18 protein-coding genes are annotated in these 13,129 nt (G+C 45.4%); 13 read left to right on the top strand and 5 right to left on the bottom strand.

Annotation, left to right across the window (positions count from 1 at the left end; all coding sequences use genetic code 11):
- Positions 1–132: 132 nt before the first annotated feature.
- The gene (cydS, locus tag AC3B4V_RS07080; RefSeq protein WP_023469087.1) at positions 133–234 is read right to left on the bottom strand and encodes a cytochrome bd oxidase small subunit CydS family protein; all 102 of its coding nucleotides are present in this window, start codon (positions 232–234) and stop codon (positions 133–135) included.
- 176 nt (positions 235–410) lie between these two features.
- Between cydS and trmB the strand changes: the two genes are divergently transcribed.
- Positions 411–1,052 carry a tRNA (guanosine(46)-N7)-methyltransferase TrmB gene (gene trmB, locus AC3B4V_RS07075; RefSeq protein WP_023469086.1) on the top strand — a complete coding sequence of 214 codons (642 nt, stop codon included), beginning with the start codon at positions 411–413 and terminating at the stop codon, positions 1,050–1,052.
- Between the two features lie 116 nt (positions 1,053–1,168).
- Positions 1,169–1,684: a hypothetical protein gene (locus AC3B4V_RS07070; protein WP_223040700.1), complete on the top strand. Its 516-nt coding sequence runs from the start codon at positions 1,169–1,171 to the stop codon at positions 1,682–1,684.
- Between the two features lie 40 nt (positions 1,685–1,724).
- On the opposite strand, the gene AC3B4V_RS07065 is transcribed toward AC3B4V_RS07070, so the two are convergent.
- The gene (locus AC3B4V_RS07065) at positions 1,725–2,081 is read right to left on the bottom strand and encodes a DUF1304 domain-containing protein (protein WP_488378038.1); all 357 of its coding nucleotides are present in this window, start codon (positions 2,079–2,081) and stop codon (positions 1,725–1,727) included.
- A 69-nt stretch (positions 2,082–2,150) separates the two neighbouring features.
- Positions 2,151–2,453, bottom strand: a complete 303-nt coding sequence (locus AC3B4V_RS07060) for a PepSY domain-containing protein (protein ID WP_012371126.1) — start codon at positions 2,451–2,453, stop codon at positions 2,151–2,153.
- A 119-nt stretch (positions 2,454–2,572) separates the two neighbouring features.
- On the opposite strand from AC3B4V_RS07060, the gene AC3B4V_RS07055 reads away from it, so the two are divergent.
- Complete coding sequence (locus tag AC3B4V_RS07055; protein ID WP_035396484.1) at positions 2,573–3,643, top strand: M42 family metallopeptidase; 1,071 nt, start codon at positions 2,573–2,575, stop codon at positions 3,641–3,643.
- 157 nt (positions 3,644–3,800) lie between these two features.
- Positions 3,801–4,814 (top strand): PTS sugar transporter subunit IIC, encoded by a 1,014-nt coding sequence (locus tag AC3B4V_RS07050; RefSeq protein WP_290720762.1) that lies wholly within the window; start codon positions 3,801–3,803, stop codon positions 4,812–4,814.
- Positions 4,815–4,897: 83 nt separating this feature from the next.
- Here the strand turns inward: AC3B4V_RS07050 and AC3B4V_RS07045 are convergent, their stop codons facing one another.
- A complete protein-coding gene (locus AC3B4V_RS07045; RefSeq protein WP_488378037.1) occupies positions 4,898–5,188 on the bottom strand; it encodes a hypothetical protein in 291 nt (96 codons plus the stop codon).
- Positions 5,189–5,314: 126 nt separating this feature from the next.
- Here AC3B4V_RS07045 and AC3B4V_RS07040 point away from each other — a divergent pair, with 126 nt between their 5' ends.
- From AC3B4V_RS07040 to AC3B4V_RS07010, 7 genes are all read left to right on the top strand, one after another.
- Entirely contained in the window at positions 5,315–5,623 is a 309-nt protein-coding gene (locus tag AC3B4V_RS07040; RefSeq protein ID WP_023469079.1) for a thioredoxin family protein, read from the top strand.
- 53 nt (positions 5,624–5,676) lie between these two features.
- Complete coding sequence (locus tag AC3B4V_RS07035; protein WP_055968792.1) at positions 5,677–6,474, top strand: DUF1444 domain-containing protein; 798 nt, start codon at positions 5,677–5,679, stop codon at positions 6,472–6,474.
- A 53-nt stretch (positions 6,475–6,527) separates the two neighbouring features.
- Positions 6,528–7,136, top strand: a complete 609-nt coding sequence (ytpR, locus tag AC3B4V_RS07030; RefSeq protein ID WP_488378036.1) for a YtpR family tRNA-binding protein — start codon at positions 6,528–6,530, stop codon at positions 7,134–7,136.
- A 37-nt stretch (positions 7,137–7,173) separates the two neighbouring features.
- Positions 7,174–8,100, top strand: a complete 927-nt coding sequence (locus AC3B4V_RS07025; RefSeq protein WP_488378035.1) for a hypothetical protein — start codon at positions 7,174–7,176, stop codon at positions 8,098–8,100.
- A 78-nt stretch (positions 8,101–8,178) separates the two neighbouring features.
- Positions 8,179–9,474 carry a UDP-N-acetylmuramate--L-alanine ligase gene (gene murC / locus AC3B4V_RS07020; RefSeq protein ID WP_023469075.1) on the top strand — a complete coding sequence of 432 codons (1,296 nt, stop codon included), beginning with the start codon at positions 8,179–8,181 and terminating at the stop codon, positions 9,472–9,474.
- A gap of 172 nt (positions 9,475–9,646) precedes the next feature.
- On the top strand, positions 9,647–10,162 hold the full coding sequence (locus AC3B4V_RS07015; RefSeq protein ID WP_023469074.1) for a DUF2179 domain-containing protein: 516 nt from the start codon (positions 9,647–9,649) through the stop codon (positions 10,160–10,162).
- 92 nt (positions 10,163–10,254) lie between these two features.
- Entirely contained in the window at positions 10,255–10,695 is a 441-nt protein-coding gene (locus AC3B4V_RS07010) for a Dps family protein (protein ID WP_023469073.1), read from the top strand.
- A gap of 53 nt (positions 10,696–10,748) precedes the next feature.
- Here the strand turns inward: AC3B4V_RS07010 and AC3B4V_RS07005 are convergent, their stop codons facing one another.
- Positions 10,749–11,861, bottom strand: a complete 1,113-nt coding sequence (locus tag AC3B4V_RS07005; protein ID WP_029342360.1) for an aminopeptidase — start codon at positions 11,859–11,861, stop codon at positions 10,749–10,751.
- Positions 11,862–12,000: 139 nt separating this feature from the next.
- On the opposite strand from AC3B4V_RS07005, the gene AC3B4V_RS07000 reads away from it, so the two are divergent.
- Together AC3B4V_RS07000 and AC3B4V_RS06995 are read left to right on the top strand one after the other, a co-directional pair.
- Entirely contained in the window at positions 12,001–12,570 is a 570-nt protein-coding gene (locus AC3B4V_RS07000; protein ID WP_029342359.1) for a DUF948 domain-containing protein, read from the top strand.
- Positions 12,567–13,103 carry a YtxH domain-containing protein gene (locus AC3B4V_RS06995; protein WP_488378034.1) on the top strand — a complete coding sequence of 179 codons (537 nt, stop codon included), beginning with the start codon at positions 12,567–12,569 and terminating at the stop codon, positions 13,101–13,103. Before AC3B4V_RS07000 ends, AC3B4V_RS06995 begins: the two co-directional genes overlap by 4 nt.
- Positions 13,104–13,129: the final 26 nt, after the last annotated feature.

Genomic DNA, 13,129 nt, shown 5'->3' with positions numbered 1-13,129 from the left:
TGTTCGATAGCTGTAATAAATTATCTGTTTCGAAAAAAGTATACATCTGTTTCATGGTAAAACCAACCTAAAATCGTTTAGAAAATAAAAAAAGTACCTTGTGTACGATTACACAAGGTACAGAGATTGCCCTTATTCGACGTCGACTTTTCCGAAAGTCGCCCAGACGAACAAAGCAGTGATTCCCAAGACGAGAACGATGGGAGATGCCCAACTAATCAAGAAATCATCCACAGTATAGCCCTCCTTTTCGGTTCTTACGTACCTTAAGTGTATTAGAATGCTCACTATTTCTCAAGTGACGAACTGCTGAACATTCTTCGACGGGAAACGAAGAAGTTCTTATATAATTACCCGAATCATGATAAACTTATCTGCGGATAATTTAAGTTTGGAAAGGATGAACGATAGTGCGTTTACGACATAAACCATGGGCGCAGGATTATATGAAGGAACAATCCTCGATCTATATAGCAGAACCAGCATCTCTTAAAGGAGCATGGGCTAGCGAGTTCAAGAATGATAACCCGATCTACATCGAAGTGGGATCAGGCAAAGGAGCCTTCATTACCGGAATGGCGCACCAACACCCGGATATCAACTTCATCGCAATCGAATTATTCGAAAGCGTTGCCGTGACGATCGTTCAAAAATTGGTCGAAACACCACAATCGAACGTTCGCGTCTTGACGGTCGATGCAAAAGATCTACGTGATTACTTTGAAAAAGGCGAAGTGTCCCGCGTATATTTGAACTTCTCTGATCCATGGCCAAAGACACGTCATGCGAAACGTCGCTTGACGTATAAAACATTCCTCTCGACATATGAAGATATTTTACCGGCGAAAGGTCAAATCCACTTCAAGACAGATAATCGGAAGTTGTTCGAATCGAGTTTGATGACGATGTCAGCATACGGTATGCGCTTCGACTGGATGTCGCTTGATTTACATGCGAATGAACCGGAAGATAACGTCCGGACAGAGTACGAAGAGCGTTTTTCATCAATGGGTCAACCGATTTATCGGATGGAAGCAACGTACCAAAATTAATTTAGACAAAAAGTTTTCTTATTTTCCTGGTATTTCTTTCACACTTTTTTCTTATTAATTGGTACAATGTTGTTGACTGAAGAACTTGTACTTATAGGTAAAGGGGGAATTTGGGGATGTGGCAGAAAAGCTTAGCCTTCGTAACGGCGCTCTTTCTCGCATTAAGTATCGGTCAATCGGTACTTGCTGCGGTTGATACCTCAGAAATGACGAAAGCATTAAATGAGGAATTACCAACGACGCATTACGATTATAAAAAAGGTTCGGTCGAAATCGAGGATCCGAAGACGTTCACGAATGAAAAAGGAGAAGAAGTCATCGGCGGGATCGCTGTCATCGAGACAGTCCGTGACGGCATCTTCATCACAATCAAACGTGAAATCCACTTCTTCAATGCCGATAGCGGTAAATTATTGACGAGTGCCGATGCTGCAAAAGTTGATGGCGTAAAAGAATACATCGACGGTAACTCGGATAATCTTCATCAAAAAGTTGTTTACTGGTTACCGGTACTCTTGATGTTGTTGATCATCGCTGTACCAGCGGTCATCTTATACATCGTTGTTCCACGTCTATACTCGACGACGGAATACATGAACCCGATCTACGAACGCAACGACAACCCGCGTTAATTAAGAAAAAAGCCTCTATCCAATCGGATAGGGGCTTTTCTCATGCAAGCAACACGAAGATGAAAGCAAGTATGGCAGGCAAGCCTTGTTTGAGTAAAATGGAGCGATTGGCAGTCACGGCGCCATAAAACGCAGCGATAATGACACATGCTAAAAAGAACAATTGAACAGCCACATCCTGACGAATCAGACCAAATACTAGTCCGGCTGCTAAAAATCCATTATATAAGCCTTGATTCGCAAAAAGTGTCCGAATTTGTTGTGATGCAACAGCTTCGTCCGTTAAACCGAACGTTCGACGAGCCGCTTTGGAAGAAAGAAAGAACATTTCAAGTGCTAAAATATAAAAGTGTTCCAAAGCAACGAGGATAACGAACAGCGTAGCAAGAATCGACATGAATCATACCTCCTTCAGATGAACGTGGAAAAAAGACCGTACTTCGTCGATCGAAGCACGGTCTTTTGATTAAGCGTATTCGAGTAAAGCGCCAGTTTCGGCATCAACTGTGAATTGATACGTTTTTTCGTCATCACCTTCAAGGACCGAGATGCCACCTTTGTAGCTTTGGTAGTCACGTGACTCATATGCGTAAGCCTCTGGTGTTGCAGAGATCCATGCACCTTGGACACGTCCTTTTGCTGAAAATGTGCGTTTCGTGATTTCGAGCGCTTCCTCGGCAGAAAGTTGTTTGTTATCAACGGCTTTCTTCACTGCGAAAGCGGCGACGACAGCTGCTGCCAATCCGATAATCCAATAGCGTTTTTTCATTAAAATTCCCCTCCTTACAGGTTCTATTCCTACTGTACCAAATAATTCGTTCAGAGAGAAACAAAAGGTTAAGTGATAGAAGCAATTTTTTGTATAATGAGAAGCAGGAGGCGATACATATGAATGAAAAAACGAGAGAGTTATTTCGAACACTGACGGAATTGAACGGGGCACCGGGGTTTGAGCACGACGTTCGTCAGTTCGTTCGCGAGCGCATCACACCTGTCACGGATGAGATCGTTACGGATGGGCTTGGTTCGATTTTTGGAAAACGAACAGGCGATGCGACAGGGCCGAAAGTCATGGTTGCCGGGCACATGGACGAAGTGGCATTCATGGTGACGCAAATCACGAAGAACGGAATGTTGCGGATTCAACCGCTCGGTGGCTGGTGGAGCCAAGTGTTGCTTGCGCAACGCTTCTCGATCTGTACGGACAACGGTGTCATCCCTGGTGTCATCGCATCGATTCCACCACACTTATTGACAGAAGAAGTGCGCAATAAGCCAATGGCGATCAAAGACATGTTCATCGATATCGGTGCAGACTCAAAAGAAGAGGCGGAATCGTTTGGAGTACGTCCAGGTATTCCTGCCGTACCATTCTTCCCGTTCACACCGATGGCGAATCCGAAGAAGATCATGGCGAAAGCATGGGATAACCGCTATGGTGTCGGAATGGCGATTGAATTGTTGGAAGAGACGACAGCGGCGGATCATCCGAACATTTTGTTCTCGGGTGCAACGGTTCAAGAAGAAGTTGGATTGCGCGGTGCGCAAACAGCGACGGCACTCATCGATCCCGACGTCGCGTTCGTCGTCGACGCTTCTCCTGCCAATGATGCGTCAGGAGACAAAACGGAATTTGGTCAACTCGGACAAGGACCATTGCTTCGAATTAAAGACAGTGTCATGATCCTCTCAAAAGAGATGACGGATTACGTCCTCGATACGGCAGAATCGAACAAGATTCCGTACCAATATTATGTCGGTGCAGGTGGAACCGATGGTGGTGTCATCCATCGTTCGAATAATGGGATTCCAACGACAGTCGTTGGTTTACCAGCACGCTACATCCATACGCATGCATCGATCATGCATACAGATGATTATGATGCGGCGAAGGAATTGCTTCGGAAACTCGTCACGAACCTCGATACGACGACGCTCGCGACGCTACAAGTCAAGTGAATGACATGACAGACAGTGGATGTGAATCCGCTGTCTGTTTTTGTTTAATAAGAACGACGTAAGCATGAACTGTCTTGTCAGTTGGAAAAACAATGTAGTCGGATAGAAAGGAGATTTGATATAATGATACGCGATGTTAAGAAAAGGACGTGACAAGATGTTCAAACAAAAAGGGATCTCACTTAGCCCTAAAGTATATTTCATCACCGTATTAAGTTATATGGCACTTGGTTTGTTTAGTTCGTTGATCATGGGTCTCATCATCCGGACGATTGGTGAGGGACTGGTCGATCGTGGTGTAGAGGCGAAGTTCCTCATTCAGTTAGGAGAGCAGGCGATCGCACTGACTGGGCCAGCAATCGGTGTGGCTGTAGCGTTTGCACTTGAGGCACCACCGCTGATCTTGTTCGCAGCAGTTGCCGTTGGTGCGTTCGGATATGAAGCAGGAGGACCAGCAGGTAGTTACATTGCAACGCTTCTTGCGACAGAGGTCGGAAAACTCGTTTCAAAGACGACGCGACTCGATATTTTATTGACGCCGTTCGTTACGTTACTAGCCGGATTCGTTGCCGGACGTTACGCAGGAAAGTGGATTGGAAAAGGCATGACGGATCTCGGTGAGTTGATTCGTTGGGGAACGGAACGCGAACCGTTATTCATGGGAATTTTCGTTGCTACCGTCATGGGTCTTGCATTGACAGCGCCGATTTCGAGTGCTGCGCTTGGAATCATGCTTGGTTTGGATGGACTTGCTGCAGGGGCGGCGACGATTGGTTGTGCGGCACAGATGATTGGGTTTGGCGTCATCAGTTATCGTGATAACGGAATCGGTGGTGTGGTTGCTCAAGGGATTGGAACATCGATGTTACAGGTAGGGAATATCATTCGAAATCCTTGGATTCTTCTACCACCGACTGCAGCCGGTGCTATACTAGCGCCATTTGCGACTGTTCTGTTAATGCTTGAGAGCAATCCGGAAGGTTCTGGTATGGGTACGAGCGGATTCGTTGGTCCATTGATGTTATTAAAAACGATGGGGTTCGAAATGGAGTATTACCTAGCAGTCGCTGTCCTCTGTTTCCTTGCGCCCGGCATCATCAGTTATTTCATTTATCGCATATTACGACGTCTCGGTCGGATTCAAGATGGCGATTTAAAAATCGAATATTAAATACAAAAAGCTGATTCTAAAGGATACGCCTGTTTGACCGGATGGTGGACGAACAAGCATATGACTTTTTGAATCAGCTTTTTTCATAAAGAGAATCCGAATGAACTTGAATAAAAACTCGTAAGGAAAACGTAGAGGTAAATGAGGTAAAGTGGAGTCAAATACCGCATGCGTACGATAGGCAATTTTCGAGCGAGTCGTTTTCCGAGTGCTTCGAGTAAAATGATGATCGCAAAACCGACGACCAAATACAAAAAGATTTCGGGTAAGCTTCGTTCAGAGTCAATGAAGGAATAGCCGTAACGTAAACAACTCGTCATGCCAACGAAGCCGACGAAGCGTTCGAACGGGTGTTTGATTGGTTGATCTGCCATAGTGAAGTCCTTTCCAGGTGTTTTCTAGTTGCAGTATAGCAAACCAAGCACGAAAACGCACAGCCACAATTGAATATGCTATGATGAGGGCAATGACTTCTAGGGAAATCAAAGGAGGAAATCATCATGAAAACATTACAATCCAAACAAGAATTCGATACAGCAAAACAAGGAAATGCCGTCTTTTTATTCTCAGCAAACTGGTGCCCGGATTGCCGCTTCTTAGATCCGTTCATGCCGGAAATCGAGCAAACATTTAACGGCTTCGAGTTTTACTACGTCGATCGCGACGATCATATTGAAATTGCCCAGGAAATGGACATCTTCGGAATTCCGAGTTTTGTTGCATTCCGCGATGGTGAAGAGACAGGGCGTTATGTCGGGAAAGAGCGGAAGACACCAGAACAGGTGACAGCATTTTTAGAGACGGTTTAAGAAAAAAGCGAGCGCTGACTCGCTTTTTTTCATGATAGAAAGGATGAATTCGAATGGAACTACAACAAATCCGAAGAATGATGACACAAACATTTGAAGAAGAAGGGTACACGACATATTTCGATCGTGAAAAGTCTGTATTACGAATTGAGCGAAAGCACGATAAATCAGGCGTTGATGTCGGATTGAATCCGCTTGTCGCAAAAGCAAAACGAAGAGGTGTCATCGCAGTCGAAGAGACGATCGAATATATCCGTGCTGTACTCGGACAAACGGATCAAATCTCACTCGTTGGACAAGAACAAAAAATCTTTCCTGTCATTCGCGCTAAATCGTTTGCCGATACGACAAAAGAAGGGAAGACGCTCGTCAGTACACCACATACGGGTGAGACGAAAATCATGTACGCACTTGATTTAGGGGCGACGTATCGTTTGATTGATGAGGAGTTACTGGCATCTGCTGAATGGACAGCTGAACAGTTATCAGAAGCAGCGCGTTTTAATGTGAAATCGCTTGAAGCGCCATTTAAACAAGACGAAGTTGCAGGGAATATCTTTTATTTCTTGAGTCTCGGCGACGGATATGAGGCGAGTCGTGTTTTGAACAAGACTTTATTAGCCGATTATGCGGCGCAAATCGAAGGAGAATTCGCAGTCGGAATTCCGCATCAGGATGTCCTGATTTTCGCTGATATTCGGAATGACGCCGGATATGATGTCTTACAGCAATTGATGTTTGACTTCTTCTCGAACGGTCGTGTACCGGTCACGGCACTGCCATTCTTATATGAAGATGGCAATCTGGAGCCGGTCTTCGTCCTTGCGAAAAACAAGCAGCCGAAAGAGTGAAGAATCTGATACAATAGGCATTGTGAGAAAGACGGAAGGGAGTCATGGATTGAATGAATGTGTTTTATAATAAAGAGGGCGTCGGCGACGTCTTAATGATCATTTTGGAAGACGCACCACGTGCGGAAGTGACAGCGACTCGTGAAGGAGACTTAGCAACTATCAAGCATGGTGATCGTGTCGTCGGTTACAACCTGTTTGATGCTTCGACTACGTTTACGATTGAGACACAAGGACCGGTTGAATTGACGGAAGAATTGGCAACACGCATCCAAAAGGAACTGGCGAGTCGAGATATCGAATTGTCACTCGAACAAGTGGATTATTCTCCGAAATTCGTTGTTGGGTTCGTTGCTTCTTGCGAGAAGCATCCGGATGCTGATAAATTATCGGTCTGTCAGGTAGAAGTAGATAACGGAACTTTACAAATCGTTTGTGGAGCACCGAATGTAGCGGCGGGTCAAAAAGTAGTCGTTGCTAAACCGGGAGCGGTCATGCCGTCTGGGTTAATCATCCGTCCTTCAGCGTTACGCGGCGTACCATCAAGCGGTATGCTCTGTTCAGCGCGTGAGCTTGGACTTGTCGATGCACCACAAGAAAAAGGGATTCTTGTACTCGATGATACAAAAGCAGTAGGGGAAGCATTCTCAATCGGTCGATGATTCGACCGATTTTTTAACAAGATGGAGGGGTGAACGTATGAGTAATCGTTATGAACAGTCACTAAAAGAGCAGGCTGCCCGGATTCGTCGAGAGCTTGCAGGGGAACGTGAGACAAAGCCGGTGGAACGTCCGAAAAAAGAGGAGCGTGAAGATCGCTTCGTTTTAACGGATGTGCCTTCACCGATTTATGGATTCCAACGTCCGAAGCAATCTGCATCGGAAACCGTAAAAGCTGCGGAAGAAACGGAAATGAGTGAGCAGGTTTCGGAAACAGTCGAAGAGGGAAATACTGATGAGGTTGCTTTGACGGATCAAGAACTGATCGCGCCAGAAGTCGTATTAGAAGAAGCGGAAGCAGATGCTGGTCTTGTACCGGTGACGGATGTCGAATTACTCGTACCGGAACCTCACACAAGTGAAGAGCTCGTGAGAGAAGAAGTGCCGACCGTAACCGAAGTAAAAGAAACGGACGGAACTGAAACATCTTCCGACAGTGAGACGATGGAACAATCAGTTGATCCGACAGAAGTCGTATCAGACGAAGCGAATGCTGGTCTTGTACCGGTGACGGACGTCGAATTACTTGTACCGGAACCTCACACAAGTGAAGAGCTCGTGAGAGAAGAAGTGCCGACCGTAACCGAAGTAGAAGAAACGGACGGAACTGAAACATCTTCCAACAGTGAGACGGTGGAACAATTAGTTGTTCCGACAGAGACATCAAGTGAAGAGTCTGCTGATGAAAAAGAAGCTGAGCAACAAGCGGAGAGCTTCGCACCGACTTTTGATCCATCTGCTGTTGAAGTAGATCAAGATCCATCTGTTACTGAGGTGGATAAGCCTGTTCAGTCGGAAGTGAAAAAACCGGTCGGACCGCCTGTTAACGTCGTCATGACGACGAAAGACTTAATGGCGATGTATCGCGCACGTCGAGAACAAAATAATTTACATGGTAAAAAATAAATCGGTTTGCTATAATGGTACAGGTTTTGTACCCGAGCCCGATGGTACGGACCGGAACGTGAATTGGAGGGCTTTTATATGACAAAGTATCATTTTGTTGGAATCAAAGGAACAGGGATGAGTGCGCTCGCCCAAGTACTACATGAGATGAATCATGAGGTGCAAGGTTCAGACATCGAAAAGCACATTTTTACTGAAGACGCGTTACGGGCTAAGGGAATTCCATTTTTCCCGTTCAATGCGGATAACATCAAAGAAGATTATGTCATCATCCAAGGGAATGCTTTTGGAGATGATCATCCAGAAATCGCACGGGCAAATGAACTTGGTTTAACCATCCATCATTATTACGATTTCTTAGGACACCTAGCAAATGAATATCGTTCGGTCGCCATTACAGGCTCACACGGAAAAACGTCGACGACAGGTTTGCTTTCACACGTCTTGAGCGGTATCACGCCGACAGCTTTCTTGATCGGAGACGGGACAGGGGCAGGAGTAGAGGATGCGAAAGCATTCGTCTTCGAGGCATGTGAATACAAACGTCACTTCTTATATTACAAGCCGGACTACGCTATCATGACGAATATCGACTTCGATCATTCGGATTATTTCACAGGAATCGATGACGTCGTTTCGGCATTCCAAGAAATGGCGATGCAGGTTAAGCAAGCGATCGTTGCTTGTGGAGATGATGAGCATCTTCAAAACATTCAAGCGAATGTACCTGTTCTCTATTATGGATTTGGAGAAAACAATGATTTCCGCGCGGAAAACGCGACGTCAACGCCAGATGGTACATCATTTGATGTTTATTTACGTGATGATTTCTACGGCACGTTCCTCATTCCAGGATTCGGTCGTCATCATGTCTTGAATGCACTCTCTGTCATTGCGATCTGTCAGTACGAAGGATTGAGCAAAGACGACGTTGCTGAACGTTTAGCCACATTTGGTGGTGTAAAACGTCGCTTCAGTGAGTCGGAATTCGGCACACAAATCCTAGTAGATGACTACGCGCACCATCCGAAGGAAATCAGCGCGACGATTGAGTCGGCACGGAAGAAATATCCGGACCGCGAAGTCATTGCGATTTTCCAACCGCATACGTACACACGCTTGAAATCATTCATGGATGATTTCGCGACTTCTTTACGTGAAGCAGATGCGACATATCTATGCGAAATCTTTGGATCGGCACGTGAGCAGGAAGGGCAAGTTCGCGTCGAAGATCTGCAGGAGAAAATCCCGCAAGCTTCTATTCTGACGCGCGATAACGTGTCTGTTCTACGTCAGCATGAAAATGCTGTGCTTCTGTTCATGGGAGCGGGCGATATCCAAACGTATCAGCATCAGTATCAAAGTGTGAAATAAGCGAGAATCAAAAGTGTCACTCGACTCGAGTGGCACTTTTTTTGTCGTATTTTTGAATTATGATAGTAATTTCAAAAAACCGATGAGGAAAATCTAAAATAGGATTGCATCTTGAAAAAAAGTTTGAAATAGTGTGTATGTGTTGAAGTTATTAACAGAAAGGAAAGACACCATGGGACAGATTTTACTCATCTTATTGCTCCAGTTGATTTACGTTCCTGTTTTGACATTACGGACGATCATGCTCGTCAAAGGGCGAACTGTCATTGCCGGATTATTTGGCACAGTCGAAACATTGATTTACATTTTTGCACTAGGAATCGTATTCCAAGACTTAACGACACTCGGTATGGTCGTTTACGCGCTTGGATTTGGTCTAGGAATACTCGTCGGTGGATATGTCGAGCGAAAACTCGCCATCGGTTACAATATGATTCAAGTGCATACGCAAGAATTTCCAGCGGAACTGATTCAAGTCATTCGCGATAATGGTTTTGGTGTGACACATTATCAAGGTCAAGGACGAGACGGTGTCCGTTATCGGTTAGATGTGCTCGCGGCTCGAACACGTATGAAAGTGCTTCGTAATCTCGTCGAAGAATACGAACCGAAAGCATTCCTCGTCGCATTCGATTCTGTCGACTTCAAAGGTGGGTATATGTTGAAAGGATTAAAGCGTCCTCGATAGAGCACTTTTCCTGAGAATGATGTTTATTCTTTGTTATTTAAGGATAAAGATGAAATAGAACGTCATTTGAAATCAGGAAAGGGGAATATCAGATGATTAGTAATCATGCAAAATCAGCTTTGAATCAACAGGTAGCAAACTATGGGGTACTGTTCGTCAAACTCCACAATTATCATTGGTACATTAAAGGACCAGACTTCTTAACGCTTCACGAGAAGCTTGAAGAACTTTATACATGGGTGTCTGAACAATATGATGTCGTTGCAGAACGTCTCCTGATGAATAACGGAACACCTTCTGCGACACTAAAAGAGTATTTAGAGCAAACAACGCTTGAAGAAGCGAAATCGGGATTATCGGCAGATGAGATGATTGATTCCGTCATCAAAGACTTCCAACAAGTCCGAAAAGAGATGCTCGATGCGATTGAACATCTTGAGGCACAAGACGTGACGGTTGAAGATGATCTACTTGGTCAAGCGAAGGAAATCGAAAAACAAATTTGGATGCTTCGTGCGACATTGAAAAAATAAGATAAAGAAACGGATGACCCCGTCCTAATGAAGGACGAGCCATCCGCTTTTTCTTATTTCAGGTTTTCAGGATTGAGGACTTCAAGTTCTGGAAGAACGAAACGACCGTCTTTACGGATCAATACGTCGTCGAACCAGATTTCTCCACCACCGTAATCAGGACGTTGGATGTTGACGAGATCCCAGTGAACGGATGAGTCATTACCGTTGTAGGCTTCTTCGTAAGCTTGACCTGGTGTGAAGTGGAAGCTGCCATCGATTTTTTCATCGAATAGAATATCCTTCATTGGATGCTGAATGAAGGGATTGACGCCGATCGCGAATTCGCCGACAAAACGAGAACCAGCATCTGTATCGAAGACTTGGTTGATCCGATCCGTATCGTTCGCCGTCGCTTCGACGATTTTACCATCTTTGAACGTCAGTTTGACGTTTTCAAACGTGAACCCTTGATACGGAGATGGTGTGTTATATGAGATGACACCGTTGACCGAATCCTTGACGGGTGCCGTAAAGACTTCACCGTCTGGAATGTTAGCATTTCCGGCGCATTTGATGGCTGGGATGTCTTTGATTGAAAACGTTAGATCCGTTCCTGGTCCGACGAGACGAACACGATCCGTCCGGTTCATCAAGTCGACGAGTGGTTCCATCGCTTGTCCCATTTTTTCATAATCAAGCGTGCAGACATCGAAGTAGAAGTCTTCGAATGCTTCTGTCGATTGATTCGCAAGTTGCGCCATCGATGCAGTTGGGAAACGAAGTACGACCCATTTCGTTCCTTTGACACGATCTTGTGTGTGCATCTTACCGATCGTTTGACCGTAAAGTTTCATCTGTTCAGCCGGCACATCTGACAATTCATTGATGTTATCACCAGCACGTAGTCCGATGTATGCGTCCATCGCTTGCATTTGCTTGCGTTCGATGTCTGCCATCAATTGGAGTTGCTCTTCTGAAGCATTTCGGTATAATTTTCGTAGGATACGATTATCCTTAAGTAAAACGAACGGATGTCCGCCAGCCGCGTAGGCAGCTTCAACGAGTGCCTCGACCAGTTCGCGTTCGATGCCGAAGTTTTCAATCAATACTTTTTCACCAGGTTCAAGGGCAACCGAATAGTTAATGAGATTCGTTGCCAGTTGAGTAAGACGTGGGTCACGCATGAAATTTCCCCCTCGAAATGGATTATGTAGGTTTCATTTATCATTGTAACGGAAATAAACCATTTGGAGTAGCAGGAACGACTTGCTACATGTCGAACTAACAACAAAAGACTATGCAAAAAAATTGGAGGCAAGAACCATGGAAATCACATTAGGCGGAATCGCCGGATTAGTCGCTGCGATCGCATTCGTAGTGCTCGTCATTTTCCTTGCCCGTGTATTAGGTGCTGCGAGTAAGACGCTCAACAATGTAGCCAACACGACAGCAGGACTTGAACGTCAATTAGACGGTATCATGATGGAGACGACAGCGTTGTTACATAAGACGAATCGTCTGGTCGATACGATTGAAGAAAAAACAGAATTGCTTGCACCTGTCGCAAACTCGATCGAAGAACTCGGTACGTCTTTAAACAAAGTGACAGATTCTGTCCGGACAGTATCCGATACGGTTGCTGGTGCAGCGGATACGAATAAAGAACAGATTGCGCAAGCAGTCCGTTGGGGCTCAGTCGCTGTAGAGTTATTTAAGAAAAATAAACCGGCAGAGACTACGGTTCAAAATCATTCGACGGCAACGACGACGGTTGAGAAAAAGCCACGTCGTCGATTCCGGAAAAAGGCAGAGGCGCCGGTCACACCGGAAGTCGTGTCAGTACCGGACGTTGAAAGCATTCCAGATGAGTTGAAGGGAGATCGTAAATCATGACGAAACAACACCCATATCAAGCACAAGATTCTTCTAAAGGAGGAGGCTTCCTTGCCGGAGTCATCATTGGTGGATTGATTGGTGCTGCGGCAGCTCTCCTTTCTAGCCCAAAATCAGGTCGTGAAGTACGCAATCTGATTGACGAGCGTACGGCGCCTGCGCGTCAACGTTTGACGGAACAGACACAAGTTGTCCGTGAAAAAGCGGAGCCACTCGTAGGTGAGTGGATTCAACTAGCGAAAGATAAGGCAGCACCTGTCATTGAAAAAGCGAAGAATAATTCAACGGTTCAAGAAGCGGCACAATATGCGGGCTTTGAGAAGGATCAAGCAAGCATTGATGCTGCTCTCGCAGAAGCGGAGCAACTCGTACGTGACATCGAACGTGAAATCGGCGACGAAGTGGATGGGGCGTCTGTTGCAGAAGAGATCGACACGGAGACGGTCGTTGAACTTTCGGAGTTACGCGAACAGTTAGCAGACGAACAAGAGGAAGACAATGATCCGCAGTCTGATGTGAATCATAAGAAATAATCAATATATGAGGAGCTCTCATCACG

Source organism: Exiguobacterium sp. E17S, assembly GCF_057772545.1.
This window is presented reverse-complemented; position numbering and strand designations above follow the sequence as displayed.